We start from the raw sequence: 25383 nt of genomic DNA, 5'->3' as shown, positions 1-25383 counted from the left end.
AAAAGTAAGACCTATCTGAGCAAAACCTTATAAAGCATTTGTTTTCCTAAAGCAGAGTCTCGCCAGAGCGGACTCTGCTTATCTTTATGTTAATATTACAATCTGAGGATTAGGATAAATTATTTATCGGAATGCCGCTGAGTCCGCAAGCGAGACCATGTGAAGTGGAAAAACCATGACAGCTCAACTTCTTACGCACAAAAAAAACAGAGCCCCAAAAAGAAGCCCTGCCTAATTAATGCTAACTTAAAAAAACTACGCCAAACTAGCCATCAGTTTCTCATGATAGTCTGGGACCACATCATAACAGTAAGTTACAGGGAAACCGCTAGGATTATCGTTGCATAGTAAATACTGTTTGAAGGCCTTTCTTTCGGTGTCTTTTACGGTGTCGTCTGGGTGCAGTTCTAGGCGGGCGTATAGCTCCTCAGAAATGATGTCTTCTGGGCTGATGATATAATGACTCGCCAAAACATCAAAAGGGTTAAAACCTGCTGCTCCCATGCCTATCCACTGTGCTAGCCACGCTTCTGAGGCTTTTGAAATCCATTTGTTGGCAGCGTCTCCTTCTGCTAGTTTTTCTAAGTCGGTTTGTTTGAGGCATACCTTATTAGAGATTTCGAAAGGGCATAAAACCGTTTTCACACCAGATTCTAGCAAGATTCTAAAAGCGTCATTGTCCAAATCAAAATTGAGATCTCTGGCATGATTTCCTTTGTTTCCTATCTCAAAATAATCGCTTGGTTTTCTTCTTCCTGCCACCAGTACCACGGCCTCTATTTGGTCCTTGAGTTCTGGGTGTTTTAAGAGTAAAATGCCCACATTTGTGGCTGGCCCTATGGCCATTATCGATATTTTGTCTTTTTTAAGAGCCGCTGCCAGGGCTTCCACGGCGTCGTTTGTGGCCAAGTCGGTATAGTCTAGGGCTTTTGACGCTCCCTTGTAAATAGGGATTTTATCGTCGGCAAATTCCTTGCTCATGAATTGACTTAGTTCTAAAGCGTTTTCTAAAGTGGTGTTTCCAAAAACCGCCGAAATACCTAAGATGTCTACTTTGTTAGATTTCATAAGTTGGAGTACGGCGTAGCCGTCATCCACATCGCAGTAGCCTTCTCTAGTCTCTCTTTTCATGCCTACGGAGAGGTCGGTGTCAATCCAAACTTTTTTCATTTTTGTGTTTTATTTATTGAATTCGTTTAAAAGAATTCTTATTCTACGAGTACTTATTCTTTGGTTCACCTTCCGCCTGCCTTTCCTCCTAACGGCGGATAAATCGGCAAACAGGGTGGGGACTTCATTTTTTACCAGTCGTGGCACCGTTCTAAAAATCGAACGGCAGCGGCCGATCGTCCAAAAACTATGCTATGTAAACTTACACATTCAAAATTCCTCTAGTTTTAGTGCTATTTAAATAGCTATTAGTCATTGAATTTTTCAAGTGCTCAGACTGTACATAGCTTTATAAGGTATTTTTATTTTATATAATTCTGGTTCATTCATAAATAGTAATCAGCAGCTCCTTCTGAGCGAAATATTAATAGGAAGTCATGTCCATAACGTTGTAATTTGTTTGGCGGGATTTTGGCCTTCGAAGCCGAAATCATGACAAACAGTTTTTCCTTCTCTATAAGCTTAAAACTTCGTTCCGATGTTTAAATTTACTTCAAGCTGCCCCAAAAATCAATTTCATTTTGGACGCCGGTGCTTGGGTCGTTGATGAAATCCTTTTTGTTGGCGTATACTTTTAGGTTTCCTTTTTGCATAAAACCGATGCTGTCTCCCATGAGTACGGCCTCTTTTAGGTCGTGGGTTACAAAAATTGAAGTAATGCCAAACTCGGCTGTTAAGGCTTTGAAAAGCTTTTGCATTCTTTCTCTCGTCACCGTGTCCAAACTCCCGAAAGGTTCGTCTAGTAGCAGTAACGAAGGATTTGTGATGATGGCTCTGCCAAAAGAAACCCTTTGTCTTTGTCCGCCAGATAACTGGTTTGGCATCTTTTTTTCTTGTCCATTGAGCTCCAAACTCGCTACCATCTTCATGACTTTTTCTTGTACTTCGGTTTCCGGTGTTTTTCTTAATCTGAGTCCAAATGCTATGTTTTCAAAGGCGGTCAGGTGTGGGAAAAGTAAATCCTCTTGATATAGATATACAACATTTCTTTTTTCCGGAATGACGTCATTGATAATTTCACCATTTAGCATTATCTCGCCTTGGTCTGGTGCTAAAAGCCCACTAATGGTTTTCAGCATGGTGGTTTTACCGCAACCAGATTTACCCAAAATGCTTAGGGTTTTATGAGCGTTTAGCTCAAAATTAAGCGAGCTCACCACCGCTTCATGATTAAAACTCTTATGTAAGTCTTTGACTTTTAAAAACATTATAATAGGCTTTTGAAAACGTATTTTTTATTGAAATAGAGCAGTAATACCGGCGGAAATATCAGCAAACAGCAGCTTAAAGCACCATAATAGTAATTGGCTTCTTTGATGTACATGAATACTTTAATGGTCAGGGTTTGCACTTTGCCTAGTCCTATCACCGAAGTCAGTCCATATTCAAACCAGGAAATAAGGAAGGTTTGAAAGAAGCATATCAAGAGTAATCCTTTTGCCAAGGGCAGTAAAACCATCACATACGTTTGGAAGGAATTTCCCCCCAAGGTCCTCACCAGTTCTTCATAACTTTTGATTTTTTTGTTCCAAAAACTACTAAAGAATATCAATGAAAACGGATAGGTAATAAGAAACTGTGCTGCCACCACGCCAAAGGCATTTCCAAACAAACCCATTTTGATAAAGAAATAGCTAAAACAAGCGGCAAAAACCACTGGGGCTAATATGTAAGGAAAATAGGTGAGGAGCGTTAAAAGTTTATTATTGGGGTGATTATAAACGGCTCTGCTGCCCCAAAAACCACATAGAGTAGAGACAAAAGCCACAGAAAGAGAGATAAGAACCGACTCGAAAAAGCTGGTCAGGAGTCCCATTTCGGAACCTAAAATGGTTTCCCAGTTTTTTAAACCCAAATACCCTGGTAAGATGTTGGGGTATTGCCATTCGGAAGCCAACGAAAGCATCACCAAATACACAAAGGGGAAGATGATGAGCACTCCCGCTATGGCCAGCAATATGGCTTTTATGCTACGTTTCATGCAAGTTTTTTTTTCTTGATAAGAATAAGAAAACCACACAGGCGGTCACCATCAATGTATAAATCACGGCCACCACATAACCTTCCGACATCTTGGTGAGGTCGTACTGTCTAATCTCTCTCAGTATCAAAATAGAGAGCATTTCTGGAGACTGCCGTCCAAGGATAATGGGTACTTCATAAGCTCCAAGCGTGGCTATAAAGTTTAGGACTATCAATATCCAGCTTTTTCTTAAGAGTAGCGGCAGGAAAATCTTGTTGGTAATTTGTTGTTTACTGGCTCCTAAAGACTGAGCCAAAATAGAAAGCTCTTCCACCCTTTCGTTTTTATAAATGTTTAAAAACAGTAAGAGAAAGAAGGGGAGGGCAAGGGTAATAAATGAGAGTACCATACCTATGGCATAAGTGTCGTTTACCATTTCTGGAAACTGATTGGCTTCTGATATAATGCCCAGCTCATAGGCTATTCTAGAGAAAAAACCACCTTTAGAAAGCAGCTGAAAAGTGAAGAAACCCGTCACAATTCCAGGCACCGCCAGAGGCAAATAAATCAAAAAGGAGAAAATGCCTTTTTCTAGTTCCTTTCGGAATTTGAGGGTAATCCATAGGGCACCCGAAATAGAAAGGAAGGTGGATACCGCGGCTATGCTAGCACTATAAAGAAAAGAGCGAAAAAACTCGCCTGAGCCCAGCACCGACTGCCAGAATTTTAGCGTAAAGCCATTATTAACCACCCCTATGATGCCAAAACTATATAATAAAGCATACAAAAAGGCAGATAGAAATGGCAGTATCACAAATACCGCAAAGAACAAGATGCCGATATTAAAGCGTTTATTTTTCAATCACCTCTGTTCTAAAGTCTTCAAAAAGCTTAATCATGTATTGTGCTGCTGGCTCTGCCATAGCGTGGTCTTTTAGGTCGTTCATGGTAGGGCCATATTCTCTTTGCATGGCTTCCTTAAATTTGGTTTGAAATTCGGGTGTTAATCGCTCCATATCCAAAATAGTATTAGAGTCCATACCCTCTTTACTCGCTTTTTTAAGTTGTGCCTCTGGCGACATCAAGAAATTAATAACCTGCATGGCACCTGCTTTTTGCGGAGCATTATGCAAAATGCCTAAGTAATTGGCGTTTTTAACTGTTCCGTTTTTCCATGGATAACCCACCGTTGATTTTGGGTAAAGCCCACTGTTGACTTTGTTTTCTATGCCACCCTCACCGAAACCATAAAGTATGTTTAATTCACCAATAGCATATAGCTGATTCATTTTAGACTGCTCGTTCGGAAAGGTTTCCCCTTTTTTCCAAAAGTACTTTTTGTTGGCATTGATGTAGTCCCAAAGCTTTTTGGAAAGGGTCATATACTTCTTTTCGTCAAATTCCCCATCCAAAACTTTACTTCCACCTCCCAGCTCTGCCATGAAACTTTTGAGCAAGGTCATGCCCGTAAAGTCGTTTGAAATGGTAAAAGTACCTGGATTGGCTTTTACGTAAGCGGCTAGCTGATCTAAATTGGCAGGAGGAGGTGTTTTTAATCTTGTGCTATCATAAATCATGGCAAACTGGCTGACCGTCCACGGAGCTTCCATGTAACCTACGGGCTGCTGAAAGTCCATACCAATGTAGGGGTCATTAAAGTTCACCAATTTGGCATTTGGTAGTTGTTCCACAAACGGTCCCCAAAGCCCTTTTACCTGTCTAAGCTGAAAGAAGGTTTCACCGTTTATCCAGACCATGTCAACTTGCCCTTGGTCAATGGAAGCGTCTCTTTCGCTCATCACCAACTGTACTATTTCAGGGCCTTGTCCACTACTGATTTTAAGGTCAATGTTGAATTGTTTTTTGACCTCAGGTATCACATAGTTATTCATGTAATTATTAATGGTGTTGCTGCCCTGCCACATCATAAAGTTTACGGTGGTACCGTCTGCTTCTTTTGAAATTTCTTCCCATGAAGCCTTTTTAAGGTATTCTTTATCTTCTTTTGGCTTCTGATTACAGCCTATAAGTACTGTAAAAAGAAGACCAATACTTAAGTTTATTTTCCAAATGGTCATTAAAAAAGGGGGTGTTGGTTTTACAAATATGGGATATTTTTTTGCTGGCGTTTTAATAAGGTTTGAAACAAGTTTAAAATTGGTCTTATGATTTAATTTTTAACGGTTTCAGCTGTTCTTCGGCTGCCTTTCCTCCTTACGGCGGATAAATCGGCAGACAGGTCAGAGAGTTCATTTTTGCCAAGCGAGGCACCGTTTGTAAAAAACGAACAGGGGAGGCGTTCCTCCAAAAAAAAACTACAGCGGCCGACCGTCTGTAAACTCGCACATAAAAAGTGCTATGACTTGGTAATTGTAAAATAGCATTTATCATGAAGAACTTTTTACGTGCTCAAACAGTACAGGGCTTTATAAGGAAGTCATGATTTCTTGAAATTATTGTTATTGATTTTTACTGTTTTTCCCACCAACCTTTGCTGTTGATATTGTCACCACCCATCTTGTCGGCGGCGGTTCTGTAATTGGCATTATTAGTGGCTTGTTCAGATTCAGGGTATAAATATCGCACTGGATATTTGCCGTCGTTTAAGTTATCTGGTCCAGCGGTTAGCATGGGAATGCCTGTTCTTCTGATGTTAAACCATGCCTCATGACCTACGTTTATCAAGCTCATCCATTTTTGGGTCAAGATTTTTGTCAAATCATTGGTGCCGTTTAGGGCAATGGCGTCTGCACTTAAGTAAGCTGCAGGTAGAACAACTTTATAATAGTCAAAACTCGCTTTGATGCCGTTTTGGTAATAGGTTGCTACATCGCCAGAGATATAACCTTTTTGGGCAGCTTCTGCTAAAGCAAATTGCAGTTCGGCATATTGCATAAACTGAGCGTCAACACCATTTGGCATATCTCTGAAAATGGAACCGAATAATGAAACGTCGTTGAGGTTGATGCCTTTAGTACCTATAGTTTCACGGCTTAGACCATTTTGAAGGCCTCTGTAAGCTGGTGAACCACTATTTACACTCAACTGTGAAGGTTTGTATAAAACAATCACACGAGGGTCATTCCACAGTGTTAAGACAGAATCCACAGTTTGGGTCATTCTGTGTTCTTGGTAGAGTCCAAGACTCGCAGAAGCCATAGGGAATTGATTTGGAGCGGAGCTTAAATAGGCTATTACGGCATTATCAGCATTTGACTGCATCAATTTTCCTGAGTTTGCAAGAGCTTGCATTTCGGAGAAGTCGGATAGTCTGTTACTGGCTCTTAATAAATATCTAAAACGAAGCGAATTAGCAAAACGAACCCATTTCTGTAAGTTTCCATTAAACATGATGTCGCCTTGGATTTTGTCACCTGTAGTCTCCAAAATAACTGCAGATTCCTTCAAAACAGCCAAAATGCCTGTTTGTGGATCCATATAAATACTTTCTTGACTGTCGTAAACAGGGGTGTAATTACCATCTAAAGATCCCACCGCATCGGTATATGGTATATCGCCCCACATATCTGTCAGCTGAGAGAAAAGGTAACACTTCATGATGTTCCCCACTGCCAAATAAGCTTTATTGTCGCCAGCCAGTTCTTGCATGGAGCGGATGTCTGAAAGGAGTTTATAGGTGGAATTCCAGTATCCACTGTTTGATCCCATTTCGTAGCGGTCAATTCTTTCAAATTCTACACTGGCAGCAAAGTGCGACAAATAGTTTGATAGTCTAAAGCCTTGTTCATAAGCGTTTTTGTCAGAGGATATAGAAAGGACATTGGTCAGTAAAAACTGAGGACCCACATTTTGTGGAGCGTTGGGGTTTTGATTGAGTGCCTCAAACCCGTCTGTACAACTCAGTGATGAGATGGCCAGAGCAAATATTGTTAGGAGTATATTCTTCATATTCTTAAAATTGGGTTTTTAAACTTAGACCGTAACTTCTGGTAGATGGGTAAGAGAAATCTTCCACACCGGCAATGATGTTGGTTTCCTGAAGGGCATTTAACTCTGGGTCAAAATGCGGGTTCTCGGTGAATAAGAAAAGATTACTTCCTATTAGACCTACTTTCAGATTTTGCAAACCAATGGCAGTGACGGCTTTAGCTGGCAGGTTAAAATATAAACCCACTTGTCTCACTTTTACATAAGAGGCTTCGTATAGAGCACTGGCTTCGTTTCCTCGGTCAAAGAAGTTATTATAAAAGGCACTGGCCGGTACCTTGGTGGTATTGGTCACATAGTTAGGAGCATCTGCTGTTCCTATGTTCATAAGGCCATAGCCCACTACACCACCTTCTCTGCCTATCAACGTTTCTGCCAATACACCTGAAGTGCTTCCCAGTGCTTTGGTTCTGGAAACTATGGTGCCACCTTGTCTCCAATCTACCAGTACTTTTAGCTCTAGGTATTTGTATTTGAAACTGTTGTTAAAGCCCATGGCAAAATTTGGGTTATAATTACCGAGCAGCCTCAATTTACCGTCTTGCACAGGAAGACCGTTGGCACCAAAAAGTGTTTTACCGTCAATCTCTACAAAACCGCTGCCGTACATATCGCCAACTCTTCCGCCTTCTTTAGCAATGTAGAAAACGGTATTTGAGCCTCCTGATCCACCAAAAACATTGGCAACACCCGTTACAAACTGGTCTACACCTTCTGGTAATCTGGTTACATTACTCCTGTAGGTGGAATAGTTCACAGAAGAATTCCATTTAAAACCGCCATTGTTTAAGATTTCGGCACTTAACATGGCTTCAAAACCTCTGGTTCTTACTGCTCCACCGTTGACATTAAAATTGGCAAATCCAGTAGCATTAGAGATAGGACGAGAGATAATTTGATTGATGCTTACGTTTTGATACCCTGCCACATCCAGTTGGATTTTGTTTTTAAACATCCACAGCTCTAAGCCTATTTCTGAGGCATTCAATCTTTCTGGTTTAAGGTTGGCGTTTTTCAGGACGTTCTCGTTTGTTACTCTAAACTGTGAACCATAATTCTGGTTGAAAAGGTAGTTCTGCGTGTTTTGGTAAGGGTTTGTGTCGTTTCCGACACTGGCAGAACTCAACCTCAAGTTAAGAAAGGAGATGTTTTCTGGCAGGTTAAACATGTTAGAAATGACATAGCTAAGTCCAGCGGAATAGTACCCAAAAGAATTATTATTGGAAGGCAAAGTACTTGACCAGTCGTTTCTGTAGGTCAAGTCTAGGTAAAGCGAATTTCTATACGTCACATTGCCGGTAGCATACACACTGTTAATTCTCTTTTCAAACTTCAAACTCTCCCCTTTTAGTGGCGTTCTGGAGTTGGTCAAGGTATAAATACCTGGAATGGCCAGTTGAGAAGCTTCTGAATATTGGTAGCCTATTTTCTGGTCAAATCTATTGGCACCAGTAGAAATGGTGTATTTGAAATCTTCGTTTATTCGGTCTTTGTAGGAAAGAAGCACATCTGTATTTAGCTCTGTAAATGTGACGAGGTCTTCTCTGTAAGTTCCAAAAGGGTTACTATTGGTACTCACGGCTCTTCTGATGGTTCGCTTGTCGTCATAAGTATCTAAACCGTTTCTTACGCTCAGATTGAGTTTGTCTGTGATTTCATAATTGGCAGACACATTTCCTAAAATTCTGTTTTTGTCAAAACCATTGGTGTTTTCATACAAGGTCAAATATGGGTTTGTGAGCCATAGATAATTAAAATCATAGTGCTGAATGCCTTCTTGACCAGCCTGCCAGTAGTTTCTCAAAGAGGCTAAATCTGTTTGACGTCCTGTCCAGTTAAATCCGTAAAGTACGTTTTCATAACCATATCCTAGGTTTGGCCTGTTTTTGCTTCTGGTGTTGATATAGTTCATGTAGGTATTAACACTCAACTTTTTTCCCACGGCTTGGTCTAAACTGATAGAAAGGCCATCTCTTTTTAAGTCTGTATTTGGTAAAATACCTTTGTTTCTCAGGTTACTATAGGAAATTCTGCTGCTTCCGTTTTTTCCAGATGAGCTAATGGCTATGTTGTTTTGAGAGGTAACACCTGTTTCAAAAAAGTCTTTGACGTTGTTTGGTCTTGAAATCCATGGCGTGGGTGTGATTTCCGTAAAAGAGCCATCAGGGAAAGTTCTAGAGATAACGTCTCCACCACGTACAGGATTTCCGTTGACATCTACAGATGGGCTATCAAATTGTTTGACCATTAAACCTTGGTCTAAAAGAGGGCCGTAGCTACTGATGCCGCCATCATTTACACCTGCACCTATGCCGTTTTCGAAGGCATATTTCCCATTAGAACCACCGCCATAAATATTTTGGTAATCAGGAAGGGTGAGTAGGTTTTCTACCGTTACGGAGCTGCTTAGGTTTATGCCCAATCCTTTAATGTCGTTTCCTCTTTTCGTGCTTATCAAAATAACGCCGTTAGCTGCTCTTGCTCCATAAAGGGCTGCAGAACCTGCTCCTTTTAGAACGGATATAGAGGCGATGTCGTCTGCACTAAAATCTGACCCTCCGTTTCCATAATCTATTTCCTGTAGTCTGCCATCATTCGTTAAGCTGCTTGTTATTTGGTCGTTACTGATAGGTACACCATCTACCACAAATAGTGGTTGATTGGTGCCGCTTAAGGAGTTTTCGCCCCGTATGGTAATTTTAGAGGACGAACCCACACCAGAAGAGCCGTTGGTGATTTGCACGCCGGCCACTTGCCCTGCAAGACTATTCACCAAATTGGTGAGTGGAACAGCTGTTAATTCTTTGGCACTCACGGTCGTAATAGAAGAGGCCAAAGACTGCCTTTCTCTTTCTATACCTAGTGCGGTGACCACGATTTCTTCTAGTTCTTCAGAGCTAGATTCCATTCTTATCATATTAGGAATGTTGCCGTCTTTAATACTTAAAGTAAGTTTTTCAAAACCAATAGAACTTATGTTTAAAACAAAATTTGGACTGTTAAATGGAATGGAAAAAACACCGTTGACATCTGTGGAGCTTATTATTTGCGAGTTTTCAATACTAACCGTAGCGAAGGGGATGGGTTCGTTTTGCCTATTGGTCACCTTTGATTTATAGGTTGACATTTGACCATAAGAAACGGTCAAACATAGCTGCAGAACAGCTAATAAAAATATTCTCATATTCGATTTATAATTTACTAAATGGTAAAATGAAGAAACATGGAATTCATGTACTTCCTAAAGGATATTATTTAGTAAACAGGCGAGGAGGACCTCTCAATTGAAAACCCTGAAGTGTGGGTATAGCGAAGGTGTGTTGAAAGTTGTGCGGTCGCGAGAAAGTGACGGTGGTAAGAAATTTAAGTATGTATCTTACTAATTCGGTTAAAGCGGCATCCCGCGTGAGCGTGTATAGGTCAGTTTTATGATCTAAATCTAATAAGCTTCCAAGGACATGACATACAATGTTTCCAGAACTAGCATAGCCCAATAAGTCATCAAAAAGTTTTGTTTGTGCCCAAGAGAGATTTTTGAATTTTTCAAAAACGAATGCTTCTTGGCTGATACCAATAAGATAAACACCGCCATCTCTTGAAGGTCCTAAAATTAAATCTTGATGCTTGAGTTGTTGAATGGCTTCCGTTAAAATCTCAGCGTTTAGGTCAGGAGTGTCGTTTCCTATGGAGATGACTTTGTGATAACCTTGATTGAAAATGTGCTGAAAAGAGTTGGTATACTTTTCACCGAAGGTTTCACCAATCTGATTTTTTTCATCAAACCAAAAAACATCGAGACCACTTTCTTTGGCAAGCCTTTGCGTCTTATGAATAAGCTGATGGAATAAACCAAGGGATGCGAAGTTCTTAGCTTTTCCAAATATGGGTTTCCGCTCTGCTTCGGCCTGGGCCGTCAGGGAGAAAACGAGTAAAGCGGTATTGGAAGCTTTAAGTTTCAAGCGTGAGCCAATGAGTTTTGGTTTATAATCAAGGTCACTTACGGGAAAAAAGAGAGATAGGACTTAAAGAGCCATACTTTTTTAAAAGATGAAAGATTAAAGGGTTGGTAATGAGGCGATAAATCACTGGAATTTTGTAAATCTAAGAACCTTTTTTGTAAGCCGTATCTAATAGAACTGCTGTAGTTTTGTATTTGAAGGTTGAATTGGAACAATTTATTAGCCTTTTAATTCAGTTGTTAGACACAAATTATCTCTTATGCGAATATTATTATTACTTATCAGTTGTTTTTTATCTTTTCAATTTTCAGTATTCGGTCAAAGCGATACGACCACTTATGAACTCAGCATAAGCAATGTGATGGTTAATAAAACCGGTAAAAGCCAAATGGCCATGGCCATAAATGGGAGTATTCCTGGGCCTACGCTTAAATTTAGGGAAGGTGGCTATGCGGTAATTTATGTCACGAATCATATGGATGTAGAAACTTCTCTACACTGGCATGGCCTACTGTTGCCAAATTTCTACGATGGTGTCCCGTATCTTACTACGCCACCCATAATGCCTGGTAAAACGCAGAAATATGAGTTTCCTCTAGTCCAATCTGGTACTTACTGGTATCACTCGCATACCATGCTTCAGGAGCAGAGTGGACTTTTTGGGTCTATAGTGATAGAGCCTAAAGAAAAGACCTTGGATTATGATAAAGAATTGGTCTTGGTATTGTCCGACTGGACAAATGAGAAGCCAAAGAATGTATTAAGAAACTTAAAGCGAGGAAATGAATGGTATGGCATTAAGAAAGGAACAGCCACGCCTTTAAATCAAGTCATAGCAAGAAAAGGTTTAGGTGCTCAAGTTAACTTTTGGAAACAAAGAATGGAAGGTGCCGACATCGCAGATATTTATTATCCAGCGTTTTTATCCAATGGAGAAATCACAAGAGATTATCCTGAGTTTAAGCCAGGAGAAAAAATCAGGCTCCGTATTATCAATGGCTCGGCATCCTCACAGTTTTGGATGACTTTTGGTGGAGTAGACCCACTTTTGGTGTCTTCGGATGGTATGGATGTGGTGCCAGTAAGGAGAAACAAAACCTTCATTGCCATAGCAGAAACCTATGATTTTATAGTGGAGGTTCCCGAAAATGGGAAAATGGAATTTAGAGCGACGGCTCAAGACGGTTCAGGCAAAACCTCTGTCTATTTAGGACAGGGAGAGGTCATAGCTGCACCAGAAGTGATGAGGCCAGATAAGATCGGAATGATGAAGACTATGGCAAAAATGGATATGAAAATGGGTGCTCCGGCCATGAAAGCTAAGCCAAGTTTAGAAGAACCCGAAAAGATGAAGAACGAATGGGGAATGCGAATGGATGATTCCAAAATGAAGATGGATCACGCTAAAATGGATCATTCCAAGATGGATATGTCAAAAGAAGGGGACAAGAAGGTGCCAGCAGGCGATTCCAAAATGAAGATGGATCACACTAAAATGGATCATTCCAAGATGGATATGTCAAAAGATGTTGACAAGAAGATGCCAGAAGGCGATTCCAAAATGAAGATGGATCACACTAAAATGGATCATTCCAAGATGGATATGTCAAAAGATGTTGACAAGAAGATGCCAGAAGGCGATTCCAAAATGAAGATGGATCACGCTAAAATGGATCATTCCAAGATGGATATGTCAAAAGAAGGGGACAAGAAGATGCCTGCAGGTGATTCCAAAATGGAGATGGATCACACTAAAAAGGAAAGTGCTATGGATATGGACATGTCGATGAATGATGACTATACGTACGATTATCTGAAGTCGCCAGTTCCGACGACTTATGATGCTGACAAACCCGTAAAAGAAGTTTTGCTGAATTTAACGGGAAATATGTGGCGATATATATGGAGTTTGAATGGAGTGCCGCTTTCTGAGGCAGATTTGATAAAAATAGAAAAAGGGGAGGTGGTAAGAATCACCTTGAACAACTTAACCATGATGCATCATCCTATGCATTTGCATGGGCATTTCTTTAGAGTGTTAAATACTAATGGTGATTATTCTCCTTTAAAACACACGGTCAATGTGCCACCCATGCAGCAGGTGACCATTGAGTTTGATGCCAGCGAAGATGGCGATTGGTTTTTTCATTGCCACGTTTTATACCATATGATGAGCGGCATGGCAAGGGTTTACAGCTATGGCACACCTAGAGATAGCCGATTAGCTCCCAATAGCCTAAATAAAATATTGAAAGAAGGTAGCCACTATTATAACTGGGGTATGTTGGACTTCACATCGCATATGACAGAATTAAACTTGGTAAGTTCTAATATAAGAAATCAATGGAATTTGGGATTGGAGTATGGATGGAATAAAAATATGGAAGCGGAGGTCAGTTATGAACGCTATGTGTCAGACTACTTCAGAGTTTTCGTTGGCGTCAATGCAGAAAACGAAAGTGAAAATAGTCTGGACGAAATCTCGACAACTGCTGTAGCTGGTATAAGGTATTTTACGCCCTATATGTTTAATCTGGACGTCAGGTTAGACAATCAACTAAGACCAGAGATTAGAATTAGTCGTGAAATAATGATTTTCCCTAGAACCAGCATTTTTGGAAATTATGAATACAAGGCAGATTTGGGTTTTGTGAATGACTTAAATAATGAAATGGGTCAAAAGAAATCTTATTTAGGCGAAACGACATGGTCTGTAGGTCTAGACTACCTCATCTCTAGAAATTTTTCTGCCACTGCCAGTTATGATAACCGATTTGGTGCTGGTGCAGGTTTAATGGTAAGGTTTTAACTATTATTGAAAGAAGATGAAAATGAATAATTATTTAAAATTTGGATTGATGTTATGCGTGTCTTTTGTAACCATGTATGTCATCATGTTTTTGAATGCAGATGTGTTTGAGCACGTTATGCTGAGTAATACACGTACCTACATGACTGTTTTAATGATTGCCCCCATGGCTGTTTCCATGTTACTCTTTATGTGGGGAATGTATAAGAATAAGAAGGCCAATTATGCCATTATTGCAGGGGCAATCATCGTTTTTACGGTGGTGTTGAGTATGCTAAGACAGCAATCTTATATTTCGGATGTGCAATGGATGAAAGCCATGATTCCACATCATTCTTCGGCTATAATGGTAAGTCAAAAAGCCGACTTAAAAGATCCAGAAGCTCAAAAGTTGGCTTTAGATATCATAGAAGCCCAGAAGAAGGAAATTGCCCAAATGCAGGCTATGATTGATAGGCTGGAAAAAGACTAAACTGGAGGTAGTCCATTTTTTATAAAGTATGGAATACCTAAGTGGGTCAAAGTGCTAAAACGAAAAAAGCCCATCACTCCTATGAGAGACGGGCTTTCGGTTGACTCGCTAGAGTCGTGGCTTCTTAAAGCCTAACATGTCTAAATTTTCTTTCTATCGAATCGGGTAAACTGACGTCCGAAAGAGCTATAGTGCCATAGGCATTACGCATAATAAATGCTTTTGCTCGGGTAATCCATCCAGGATTTTCCCCAAAATGACTTCTAGTTTTGTAGTAGAGCACCCTATACTTTACAAAAGGGTTTACTATTTGCTCTGCAAAATAAAAGCTATTCGCATGCTTTACATCGTCAATTGTTAAAATACCGTCTTGTTTAACGCCAATAATAGCTTCAAAAGCTTTTATGTTGGCGTTGTTCTTACCGGAGCCTGCATTTATGATATGATCTATAAACACTTCGGCTACTTCTTGGCTCCTAAAAAGGTCTCCATGGAAGCGATCCCAGTAGTTTTTACGGTGAATATTCAGGGCTTCAGATTTTGTAAAATCTTTTTCGCCCCAAATCGGCTTATGGATACCATATCCAGCACCTTCAAAATGCAACAATTTTGGAGCATATTTCTCGAAGGAGGCCGCGTTAACGTTAATACAAAAAAATAAAGAACTAACTGTTAAAAGAAAAACGTTTATACGTCTTTGATTCATACAATTTATTTGGTTGGTATAACCTTACCACCGCAATACTTAACTCGCGGTTCGACAGTCTCTGACTGCAAATGTTTTTGTTGTGTTTGGATTATTCTAATGCCTTTAAAACGATACAAAGATACTGATATATTGCATGGTATACAAGAAAAATTATAAGTAAACGGAGTTGAAATGTCTATAGTATACTTGTAATAAGTGTGTTATGTCGAATATGGGTGTACCTCCAATCTGTGAATAATATAATTATAACTGGAATATCTCTATTGGAAACAGAGCTTTAAAATCTGTTTCCGATGATATTATTTTAATATTGACTGTTTTTTATGTAACGTATGGGAAGAATGGGCAAATTTCCTCACATGTTTCGAATAAAGGGTCTTTGTAAGAATAATATTTGGCGATGAAAGCTATAATTCTGTCTTTTGAGCTATTATTGAGCCCTAAATTGTAAGTGGAATGTAAAAATTGTTGTCCTTTATTGACTTACAAGCCTTTTAGATATCATAAGGAAATTAATATTGAAAATGTGCAAATTTTATACGATAACTTTCAGGAAGAAATGATACTTACAGCTTATGATAGTTCAAATGAATCCGAGAGCACAAAAGCAGCAATTCCTTAGCAATAAATAAGGTACTTTGAGCCACCACTAGAGCCAGACAAGTATATAGGTGGATATATGACTAGATTTCAGGTAGTTTGAATGGGTAATAAGCTATCTGATCCTACATTTGGGATGAAAGAAGCTCACTATTTTCTACAGACTTTTAATTAAAGCTTATAGGCTTAAGATGATCGACCTTTAACTCAAACTTATAGAAGAGCCTAATGAGTGACTTTTTAGGTTCAGATTAAGCCGTCACCATTTCCTCTTTGTCTTCTACAAGTGTGGTGGCTAGTGCGGCAAGGAGAAAACAAATACCACCTAAAACTAGACTGTATATGGCTTGATTATCGAAAAAGGTTTTCAGGATAGGTCCACCAGATAAGGCATTGACGATCTGTGGAAACGTGATAAAGAAATTGAAAATCCCCATATAAATACCCATCTTTTTCGGAGGAATAGAGCCCCCTAAAATAGCATAGGGCATAGCCAAAATGCTGGCCCAAGCTATACCAATACCTATCATAGGTATGATAAGGAAGTTTGGATTACTGATAAAGTAAATGGATATCAGACCTATTGCTCCGCAGATTAAAGATAGGGCATGGGTATTTTTCCTGCCAAATCTTTTAGCAATGCCAGGAAGCAAAAAGGCATAAAAAGCCGATACTAGATTATAAACACCAAAAAGTACACTAACCCAATCGGCAGCTTCATTAAAAATAAGGGAGTTTTTGTCGTCGATAGGCAAACCATAGGTATGCTGAGCAATAGCAGGTGTGGCAAAAACCCACATAGAAAAAAGACCAAACCAAGAGAAAAACTGCACCAAACCAAGCTGACGCATGGTTTTAGGCATATTTTTAAAATCAACGAAAATGTCTGATATGCTGGATGTTGTTTCTTTAGTTATTTCCTTTGTTTCAAAACTGGCCATTTGCTCTGGCGTATACTCAGAAGTTTTTACGACCGTCCAGATAATGCTACCCAATAAAAATATGGCTCCTATCACAAAAGACCATATCACATTTACCGCTACACCACCCTCCGTATTTCCTGTAATGTCAAACCAATTGGCCAATACGTAAGGTAGCCAAGAACCAATAACAGCTCCGATGCCTATAATAACCGTTTGTATGGCATAGCCTTGTGTTCTTTGGTCGGAGTTAAGTTTGTCAGCCACCAAAGCCCTAAAAGGCTCCATGGATATATTAAAGGAGGCATCCATGATCATTAAGAAACCGGCTCCCACCCAAAGTGCCGGAAGATATTTTACAAACAAATCTGCATTAGGCATTAATAGAAGACCTGCAGATGCGATAATGGCTCCTACCAAAAAGAAGGGTCTCCTTCGACCGAGTTTTGTCCAAGTTTTATCTGAAAAATAACCAACCACCGGCTGAACCAACATTCCCGTTAGCGGTGCTACGATCCAAAACCAAGAGAGCTCCTCTACATCTGCACCAAAATTTAAAAGAATTCTACTGGCATTCCCGTTTTGAAGGGCAAAGCCCATTTGAATTCCCAAAAAGCCAATACTCATATTCCATATTTGAGCAATGCTTAGATTTGGTTTGTTGATTTTCATTAGGTTTAGATGGGGGTTAGTTTCACTGCTTTAAATATATGCTTAAAAAATGCACTTTACTTTATTTCGAATATTTGCCAGCTATTTTCTTTTAATGAAAGTTTTATGGCCTTTTTAGTATCGATTTCTTTAGCTTTAGTTTTTACGTCTAGTTGTTTCAAAGGCTGAAGCTTTATTTTATCTTGGTTCAGTCCCATCATGCCATAGGCTAAGTCAGGAACTTTTAAATCAATATTATAAGAGTTATTTAAATCGAAATTAAAGACGAAGAGGAGTTTTTGCCCTTCACTATATCTCAAAAATGAGTAAACCTTGGTATCGTTATATTTAGGGTTCCCTTGGTTAACGTATTGCAAATCGAAGAACTTTCCTTTCGCAATGGCTGGGTTCTCTTTGGCTGTTTCGTTAATGAGCGTATATGCTTTTCTAAGGGCCTTTTCTTCAGAAGTTAATTTATCTAGATTCCACTTGCCTTTGTTATTCCATCTTGCCATTTCTTCTAAACCCCAGTAATCGAAGATGCTGGTTCTCCCATCATCGCCTTGAAAACCTTCGGCACCATTGGGTTTAATTCCTATCTCTTGACCGGCATATAGCATCAGCGGGCCATCATGTAAATAAGCCGAAAGAGCCATGGCTGGTAAGCCTATTTTGGCATCTTTCGCAAATTCTTTTGAGGTAATACGCTGTTCGTCATGGTTTTCAAGAAAACGAAGCATGTGATTGGCATATTCACCAGATTCATTTTGCCAAACTTTGGTGATGTCATTGGCATTTCCATGCCCTTCCATGAGTCTTCTTAAGGTATCATACAGACCCACCTTATCGTAGAGGTAATCAAAGCCCCCCTTAAAAATATAATCTTCATAAAGGGCTACATCATAAATTTCGGCAATGAAAATAACCTCCGGAAATACCTTTTTCACTTCTGAGATAGCGTAAGTCCAAAACTCAAGGGGTACCATTTGAGCCATATCACATCTAAAAGCGTCAATGCCTTTTTCCGCCCAAAATAAAAGCACTTCTTTCATTTTCAGCCAAGTGTCTGGTATTGGGTCAAAATGAGTTTGTTTGCCTTTTTGATAATCTACACCATAATTTAATTTAATGGTTTCAAACCAATCGTTGATAGTCGGCTCGGCAGAAAATACGTCATTTCCAGTGGCCTTTGCTGGGCTTTCCACATAGGCATTATCTGCCTTTACTGGAGATTTGACCTCAGAAGGAACTTTGAATTTAGTTTTTGGCAGATAGTAGAAGTTGTTATTTGGGTCAAAGCTTTTCGTATCGTCGTCATCAGAGCCAAAATCAACAATGCCTTTTGGCTTACTGTCCGAGTGATATTCTCTGGCGACATGATTAGGTATAAAATCAATAACCACCTTAAGGCTTTGTTCGTGGGTTCTTTTAATCAAATCCTCATATTCAGCCATTCTGTTCGGCACAAAGGTTGCCAAGTCTGGGTCTATGTCGAAATAGTCTTTTATAGCATAAGGTGAGCCTGCTTTTCCCTTTACTACCAGCGGGTTGTCTTTTTTTATACCAAACTTAGTATAGTCAGTCATGGTGGCGTGTTCTATAACGCCCGTATACCATACATGAGTTATTCCTAATCCTTTAATGCTTTTTAAAGCATTTGTATTGATATCCTCAAACTTTCCAACGCCGTTTTCTTCAATATCTCCGTAAAACTTGTTTGTAATATTGCTATTGCCGAATGTTCTGGTAAATATCTGGTAGATAGTTAGTTTGTCGGTATTTTTTCCCTTTAAGCCTTTGGCCATTTTAGTCTCTAATGTTTATGCAAATAAACCTACAGCGGGTTTATGTTATTAAAAAATTTTAATTAGTGGCTTTTCGCCAAAGTTAAGATTTCATTTTATGTATGAAAAGTTTAACCCCAAATATGTATTTGAACAGGGTTAATGAGTTTTTTGAAGGGAAATAAATCAGCCATATTAATCAAAAAGCTCGGCCCAACATATGATGACGGAATAAGAAATGGATTTATACTACCTGTATCTTGTGGAATGATAGTCATATAGATTCTATGAAATATTGCTTGTAATTAAACATTGACGTGATAATTATAGACCGAGAATAATTAAAATAAATTAATAATGGGTCTTAAAATTGGCGTTTAAAAGCGTGATTATATAATAATTAGAGTAAAATATATCATAATTCTACATTCTATCGAAACATAATATTGCAAAAGAATCTTTTTACAGAGAAATTCAGTTTTAATTGTATCTTAGGATAAGTAGTAAATAACTACGATAACATTAAATGAAGTGAACAACATTTAACATGATAAAGGGAATACTATTTGATTTAGATGGTGTAATAGTAGATACGGCGGTTTATCACTATGGTGCATGGAAAAGAATGGCTAATGAGCTAGGGTTTGATATTGACGAAGCGTTTAACGAAACGCTAAAAGGCATCAGTAGAATGGATTCTATTGATAGAATATTGGCCAAAGGCAATATAGCGTTGAGCGAAACAGAAATACTGGACTTGGCTGCTAAAAAGAATGTGTGGTACGTAGAAAACGTCAATGAAATGACCTCTGCCAACATTATACCTGGAATAGAAGGTATTATTGACCAAATAAAATCTCTTGGTATGGGTATGGCTTTGGGCTCTGCCAGTAAAAATGCACCGGTTATATTAGAGAAAGTAGGCCTAATTAATAAGTTTGACGCTTTAGTGGACGGAAATTCGGTGTCAAAGTCAAAGCCAGATCCTGAAGTTTTTATTAAAGGAGCTAAGGCTTTAGGTCTTAAAAATGAAGAGTGTCTGGTCGTGGAAGATGCATTTGCGGGCATAGAAGCCGCTCATGCCGCAGGAATGAAAGCCATAGGAATTGGGCAAAAAGAAAATTTGCCCAATGCAGATCTTATCTTGGAGTCTTTTGTTGGCCAAGATTTGCAGGAATTGTTAAAAACTTTACAAGCATAGTTCTATTATTTGCTGAAAATGAGTAAACTCTGATTAAATTAGAATTTTATTCAGCTTAATAGCGTTTAGGTCGATGAAACACGAATTACGAATTGGAAAAAGCAAAATGAGATTATTTTTAGGGTCATTTTCGAATCTTTTTTAAAAAAGATTCGTCTAAATCTCATCTTAATTTAAAACTAAAATGAAAAATTATATAAAACACGACGAGTGGTGTGTCATAGAAGAAGGGTTTCACCCAGAATTCAATGAAATCACGGAGTCACTGATGAGCCTCGGAAACGGCCGCATGGGTCAGAGGGGAAGTTTTGAAGAAACATATACAGGAAAGAGCTTACAAGGTAATTATATAGCAGGAGTTTGGTTTCCAGATAAAACGAGAGTAGGGTGGTGGAAAAACGGATACCCAAACTATTTTGCCAAAGTTATAAATGCCACCAATTGGAACGGATTATCCATCCAGATAGAAGGTGTTGAATTAGATTTAGCCGAATGCGAGATACTTTCTTTCTGGCGAACATTGAACATGAAAGATGGTACACTTAAAAGGGTGTGTACGGTTAGGATGGAAAATGGAAATGAGGTACGGATAGAGTCGGTTCGTTTCTGTAGTATGTCTCATGACGAGGCTGCAGTTTTAAGCTATTCTATTACGCCTTTAAACTTTGCAGGAACTGCTAAGATTACCACTTTCTTAGATGGTGATGTCACGAATAGAGACGCCAATCATGGCGAGCAGTTTTGGGATGAGATTCATAAGGAAATTATTGGTTCCGAGGCTTATTTGACCTTAAAAACCAAGGAGTCTCCTTGGGACAATGTTCCAAGGTTTACCATCACCACGGGAATGAGTGTTAAACTCTTTCAAGGGGATAAACCAGTGGAATTAAAATCTTTACCTGTAAAAAAAGAAAAATATGTTGGGGCCACTTATGAGGTACCTTTGGTACTGGATAAGAAGACCACTATTCAGAAGTACGTTTGTAATCTTTCTTCTGAAAACCATGCTCCTGAAGATCAGCTAGATAAAGCACAGAAATATTTAAATGAGATTTCTCATTTGGGATTTGAGGTTTTGCTTGGCGACCATAAGAAAGCATGGGAAAATAAATGGAAACAGAACGATATCCAGATAAAGGGTGATATTGCGGCCCAACAGGGAATTAGGTTTAATATTTTCCACTTACAGCAAACTTATACAGGCGAAGACTCCCGATTGAATATTGGGCCAAAAGGCTTTACGGGAGAGAAGTACGGTGGTGTGACCTATTGGGATACGGAAGCCTATTGTATACCGTTTTACCTGGCTACGGCGGACCCAGAAGTTTCAAGGAACTTACTTGTTTATAGACATAATCAGCTTCAGAAAGCGATAGAAAATGCCGCTTTACTTGGTTTTAAAAATGGTGCCGCACTGTATCCGATGGTGACCATGAATGGTGAAGAATGTCATAACGAATGGGAGATAACTTTTGAAGAGATTCATAGGAATGGAGCAATAGCTTATGCCATTTATGATTATATCAACTATACAGATGACAAAGCGTATTTGTCGGAATATGGTTTGGATGTATTGATTGGTATTTCACGTTTTTGGGCTCAACGCGTAAATTGGTCAGAGAATAAGCAAAAATATGTAATGCTTGGTGTTACAGGCCCTAATGAGTATGAAAATAACGTCAATAATAACTGGTATACCAATTATATGGCAAAGTGGACTTTAAAGTACACTTTGGAAGCTATTGATTATGTCAAAGAAAATGGTGCCATAAAACCAGAACTTAACTTTGATGAAGCCTCCGAGACAGCCCTTTGGAAAGATATCATTGAAAAAATGCATTTTCCTTATGATCAAGGAAGAGAAGTGTTTTTGCAGCAAGATGGCTTTTTAGACAAAGAGTTGCTATCTGTGAACGACATTGAGGAACACAGACCAATTAACCAAAAATGGAGTTGGGATAGGATCTTGAGGTCTTGTTTTATTAAGCAAGCAGATGTTCTTCAAGGAATGTATTTTCATGAAGATGACTTCACCAAAGAGGAATTAGAAAGGAATTTTGACTTTTACGAGCCAATGACGGTTCATGAGAGTTCGCTTTCTCCATGTGTGCATACTATTCTGGCTTGTAGATTAGGAAGGATAGATAAGGCGTATGAAATGTACGTACGTACAGCTAGGTTAGATATAGATGACTATAATAACGACACAGAAGACGGTCTTCATATTACTTCTATGGCAGGAACGTGGATGGCAGTAGTTAAAGGATTTGGTGGAATGAGAGTGAAAAATGGTGAGCTTTCTTTTAATCCGGTGTTACCAAAGGGCTGGGAGTCGTACTCGTTTAGAATAGGCTTTAAGGGTGAGCTGAAAGAAGTAAATGTTACCAAATCTGGGGTAGAGATAAAAGATTTGTAAAAGAATCAATTCCAGTTTAAACAAAAAATCTGTCAAGCTTGCTTGGCAGATTTTTTTATGCCAAACCATTTCAAATTTTATTGGCAGCCATCACCTTTTGCTTCCTTTTTCTCTTCCACAAAAGTCTTTTTGTATTCGGATATGGTTTGCCCCAAAACCTTCAAGCCATAACCTCCTTCCACCACCATTTTTACATAACCACTTTTACAGAGTGGTCCCCAATTTAGACTAGAGCCCGTTGTAAAGCCGGTATGCACATAGGCGAGTTCTTGGCCCGCTATGTTTAGGCTTACCCTTGGAAAGGCTACGCCAAACTGCACGTCAATAGGCAGTCCGATATTGGCAGCGGAGTCAAAAGTGCCATCCGTGATATCTTTATTGCCCAGCTGGGCGGTAGTGTTTACGGTAGTTCCTTGGTATTCAAAGCCCGCATCGGCAGATATGCTGAGATTACTTTCTGCTGTGGCTGAAGATTGTGCATCTGGAATGGTTAACTGAGAAACGAATTGAATTCCGATATCGATGGAGACGGGTATGGGTAAAGGGACTGGGCCACTAGGCGTAGGAATAAATCTTATGGGTATACTTAAGGCCACTCCAGGCAGTTCTAAACTATGTGACCCAGAAGTACCTCCGGCAGCAGAAAGGCTTAGTTTAAGGTCGGCCGTAATGCCTTTATTGTCTGCAGTGAAAGTTGCTAGTTTACCATCTTTAATGGTAATCTTTGTTTTTTGATTAGGAAGTTTAGCGACACCTTCTGCTGTAAAAACGACCTTGGAACTTCCTCCAACTTTCTTTACCATTTGCATGGTAAATCGACAAGCATTTATTTTTCCGTTTTCTAAAATCGGTTCAATGATGACTTTATGGTCTATGCCTCCATGGCTAATTGAAAATTCCAATGGGTTTTCTGTAAGTCCATCTAAGGTAGAAACACTTTTTCCTCCAATTCTCAAAGAAGAAGCTTGGTTCCATTCCGGCGTGATATCCCATGCTATGGTACCATTCTTTATAACGTCTGTGAGTGCGGCGTCTTCCGTTTTTATGGAATAGTTTCCGCTATTTTTTTGAATACCACTTACTTTTCTCATGACCTGACCAGTCACAATAATCACTTCACCTACTTTGGGTTCTTTTTGGAACTTACTGGCATCAAAAGTATACGTTTGAGAGGCGGTGTCTATCGCTAAAAGAGCATGAGTATCTTCTAGAAGTATAGCTTTTTCGGTATATTCTACGTTATATCCTAGGTCGTCTGACAAAACGGGTCCGACTTCTTTTTTGTCACCACAACTGGCTATAAAAAGGAATAGAAAAACAATAGAAATTTTGATGAGATGTTGCATTTTGAAGTATATGATTCGTTGTTTGGAGCCCATAATCTAAAACGATTACATAGATTTATATACCAATGTAGATAGGCTTTGAGCAGGCTCAAAATATGTGTCAGTTTAAACAATGAATGTTTTATTTTAAGGTATTCGAGGAGCTCAAGTGGGTATAAATATAAAAGACAAATAGCTGCCCGATATCTGCTATATGAAATCGGTTTTGGGGTTTTATACCGGTTTGAGATTAGAAAATAAAATAGTTTTGTAGGTATGGAAGTTGATCAGGTGATAGACTTATGGGAAATTGCTAATTTAACGGTTCAATCATTATTACATAACCAATTTCAAAATGAAAAAACAGGTTTTCTTAGGCTTAGCTTTACTAATAGGAGCTCAGTCTTTTGCTCAAAAAGGTAAATGGGTAAAATTAACGGATGGTAAAACTTTCAATAATTGGCATATTTATAACCATCCAGGTGAGCCAGTAAGCGGAAAATGGACCATCAGCGAAAAAGCATTTGTATTTGACCCAAAAGGAACAAGCGAATGGAAAGTGAACGATTTAGTTACAGACAAAAACTATGAAAACTTTGAGCTGGAATTAGAGTGGAAAATAGAGAAGGGTGGTAACAGCGGTATTTTTTACAGCGTTAAAGAAGACGAAAAAATGCGTACACCTTATGTAAGCGGTCCAGAAATTCAAGTACTTGACGACGAGAATCACCCAGATTCTAAAAATGGTAAGAATGGAAACAGAAAGGCGGGTTCGCTTTATGATATGATCCCTTCTAAATCTAAAGCAAAACCTTATGATAACTGGAATAAGGTAAGAGTTGTAAGAAATAATAATACCGTTTCCATATGGCAGAACGGCGAATTTGCGGTAAGCTATCCTACTTCTGGTAAAGAATGGGATGCCATGGTAGAGGATAGCAAGTTTAAAGGCTGGAGTGATTTTGGAAAGTACGCCTCTGGAAAAATTGGTTTACAAGACCATGGTAATGTCGTTTCTTTCAAAAATATTAAAATCAAAGAGCTTTAACCCGGTTTAAGATTTCCTGAAACGATATAGAATTGAGAAGCCTTTTATGAAAGGCTTCTTATTTTTTGATAATTTAATCCGTCATTATAGATCAAGATAACTCCGAATTATGATAACACTAATAGCCACTATTACAGCCAAAGAAGATTGTATTGAAGAATTAAAAGCAGAGCTTTTAAATTTGGTAAAGCATACTACCCAAGAGCCAGGCTGTATTCAGTATGTTTTACATCAAGAAATAGAGCAGCCAAACATTTTCAGGTTTTATGAGCAGTTTAAAGACCAGTCAGCTTTTGAATTCCATGGCAGTCAGCCATATATTAAGGCTATGGCCTCGAAATCTCATTTGAATGCGAAACCAACGGTTTTAACTTTTTTGAATTTGGTTTAAAACGTGGTCCATCCATA

The 25383-nt window shown here is 39.0% G+C and carries 18 protein-coding genes; 6 read left to right on the top strand and 12 right to left on the bottom strand.

Translation table 11 applies throughout. The annotated features are described in order from the left end of the window. Window positions 1-255 precede the first annotated feature (255 nt). The 8 genes from ACSBFT_RS07315 to ACSBFT_RS07280 form a co-directional block, all read right to left on the bottom strand. Window positions 256-1170 (bottom strand): nucleoside hydrolase, encoded by a 915-nt coding sequence (locus ACSBFT_RS07315; RefSeq protein WP_489604096.1) that lies wholly within the window; start codon window positions 1168-1170, stop codon window positions 256-258. 488 nt (window positions 1171-1658) lie between these two features. Then, on the bottom strand, window positions 1659-2378 hold the full coding sequence (locus tag ACSBFT_RS07310) for an ABC transporter ATP-binding protein (RefSeq protein ID WP_489604095.1): 720 nt from the start codon (window positions 2376-2378) through the stop codon (window positions 1659-1661). Continuing rightward, a complete protein-coding gene (locus ACSBFT_RS07305; RefSeq protein WP_489604094.1) occupies window positions 2378-3151 on the bottom strand; it encodes an ABC transporter permease in 774 nt (257 codons plus the stop codon). The genes ACSBFT_RS07310 and ACSBFT_RS07305 overlap by 1 nt, the downstream gene beginning before the upstream one ends. Continuing rightward, window positions 3141-3995, bottom strand: a complete 855-nt coding sequence (locus ACSBFT_RS07300; protein ID WP_489604093.1) for an ABC transporter permease subunit — start codon at window positions 3993-3995, stop codon at window positions 3141-3143. Before ACSBFT_RS07300 ends, ACSBFT_RS07305 begins: the two co-directional genes overlap by 11 nt. After that, window positions 3985-5211: an ABC transporter substrate-binding protein gene (locus ACSBFT_RS07295; RefSeq protein WP_489604092.1), complete on the bottom strand. Its 1227-nt coding sequence runs from the start codon at window positions 5209-5211 to the stop codon at window positions 3985-3987. The genes ACSBFT_RS07300 and ACSBFT_RS07295 overlap by 11 nt, the downstream gene beginning before the upstream one ends. Window positions 5212-5602: 391 nt before the next feature. Then, window positions 5603-7042 carry a SusD/RagB family nutrient-binding outer membrane lipoprotein gene (locus ACSBFT_RS07290; protein WP_489604091.1) on the bottom strand — a complete coding sequence of 480 codons (1440 nt, stop codon included), beginning with the start codon at window positions 7040-7042 and terminating at the stop codon, window positions 5603-5605. Between the two features lie 4 nt (window positions 7043-7046). Further along, the gene (locus tag ACSBFT_RS07285) at window positions 7047-10265 is read right to left on the bottom strand and encodes a SusC/RagA family TonB-linked outer membrane protein (RefSeq protein ID WP_489604090.1); all 3219 of its coding nucleotides are present in this window, start codon (window positions 10263-10265) and stop codon (window positions 7047-7049) included. A 67-nt stretch (window positions 10266-10332) separates the two neighbouring features. Further along, window positions 10333-11040, bottom strand: coding sequence for a TIGR04282 family arsenosugar biosynthesis glycosyltransferase (locus tag ACSBFT_RS07280; protein ID WP_489604089.1), 708 nt, complete (start codon window positions 11038-11040; stop codon window positions 10333-10335). A 259-nt stretch (window positions 11041-11299) separates the two neighbouring features. On the opposite strand from ACSBFT_RS07280, the gene ACSBFT_RS07275 reads away from it, so the two are divergent. Together ACSBFT_RS07275 and ACSBFT_RS07270 are read left to right on the top strand one after the other, a co-directional pair. After that, on the top strand, window positions 11300-13849 hold the full coding sequence (locus ACSBFT_RS07275) for a multicopper oxidase domain-containing protein (protein WP_489604088.1): 2550 nt from the start codon (window positions 11300-11302) through the stop codon (window positions 13847-13849). A gap of 22 nt (window positions 13850-13871) precedes the next feature. Continuing rightward, a complete protein-coding gene (locus ACSBFT_RS07270) occupies window positions 13872-14321 on the top strand; it encodes a DUF305 domain-containing protein (RefSeq protein ID WP_489604087.1) in 450 nt (149 codons plus the stop codon). A 124-nt stretch (window positions 14322-14445) separates the two neighbouring features. On the opposite strand, the gene ACSBFT_RS07265 is transcribed toward ACSBFT_RS07270, so the two are convergent. From ACSBFT_RS07265 to ACSBFT_RS07255, 3 genes are all read right to left on the bottom strand, one after another. Further along, on the bottom strand, window positions 14446-15027 hold the full coding sequence (locus tag ACSBFT_RS07265) for a glycosyl hydrolase 108 family protein (RefSeq protein WP_463047235.1): 582 nt from the start codon (window positions 15025-15027) through the stop codon (window positions 14446-14448). An 854-nt stretch (window positions 15028-15881) separates the two neighbouring features. Then, entirely contained in the window at window positions 15882-17222 is a 1341-nt protein-coding gene (locus ACSBFT_RS07260) for an MFS transporter (RefSeq protein ID WP_489604086.1), read from the bottom strand. Window positions 17223-17278: 56 nt separating this feature from the next. Then, window positions 17279-19006: an alpha-amylase family glycosyl hydrolase gene (locus tag ACSBFT_RS07255; RefSeq protein WP_489604085.1), complete on the bottom strand. Its 1728-nt coding sequence runs from the start codon at window positions 19004-19006 to the stop codon at window positions 17279-17281. Window positions 19007-19532: 526 nt separating this feature from the next. On the opposite strand from ACSBFT_RS07255, the gene pgmB reads away from it, so the two are divergent. Both pgmB and ACSBFT_RS07245 read left to right on the top strand, forming a co-directional pair. Then, on the top strand, window positions 19533-20186 hold the full coding sequence (gene pgmB, locus ACSBFT_RS07250; RefSeq protein WP_463047232.1) for a beta-phosphoglucomutase: 654 nt from the start codon (window positions 19533-19535) through the stop codon (window positions 20184-20186). Window positions 20187-20370: 184 nt separating this feature from the next. Then, entirely contained in the window at window positions 20371-22602 is a 2232-nt protein-coding gene (locus ACSBFT_RS07245) for a family 65 glycosyl hydrolase domain-containing protein (RefSeq protein ID WP_489604084.1), read from the top strand. A 77-nt stretch (window positions 22603-22679) separates the two neighbouring features. Here the strand turns inward: ACSBFT_RS07245 and ACSBFT_RS07240 are convergent, their stop codons facing one another. Beyond that, window positions 22680-23948, bottom strand: a complete 1269-nt coding sequence (locus ACSBFT_RS07240; protein WP_489604083.1) for a hypothetical protein — start codon at window positions 23946-23948, stop codon at window positions 22680-22682. Between the two features lie 334 nt (window positions 23949-24282). Here ACSBFT_RS07240 and ACSBFT_RS07235 point away from each other — a divergent pair, with 334 nt between their 5' ends. Next, window positions 24283-24975, top strand: a complete 693-nt coding sequence (locus tag ACSBFT_RS07235) for a 3-keto-disaccharide hydrolase (RefSeq protein ID WP_463047229.1) — start codon at window positions 24283-24285, stop codon at window positions 24973-24975. Window positions 24976-25084: 109 nt separating this feature from the next. Further along, the gene (locus tag ACSBFT_RS07230) at window positions 25085-25366 is read left to right on the top strand and encodes a putative quinol monooxygenase (protein WP_489604082.1); all 282 of its coding nucleotides are present in this window, start codon (window positions 25085-25087) and stop codon (window positions 25364-25366) included. Window positions 25367-25383: the final 17 nt, after the last annotated feature.

Source organism: Arcticibacterium sp. SM2516, assembly GCF_057914865.1.
This window is presented reverse-complemented; position numbering and strand designations above follow the sequence as displayed.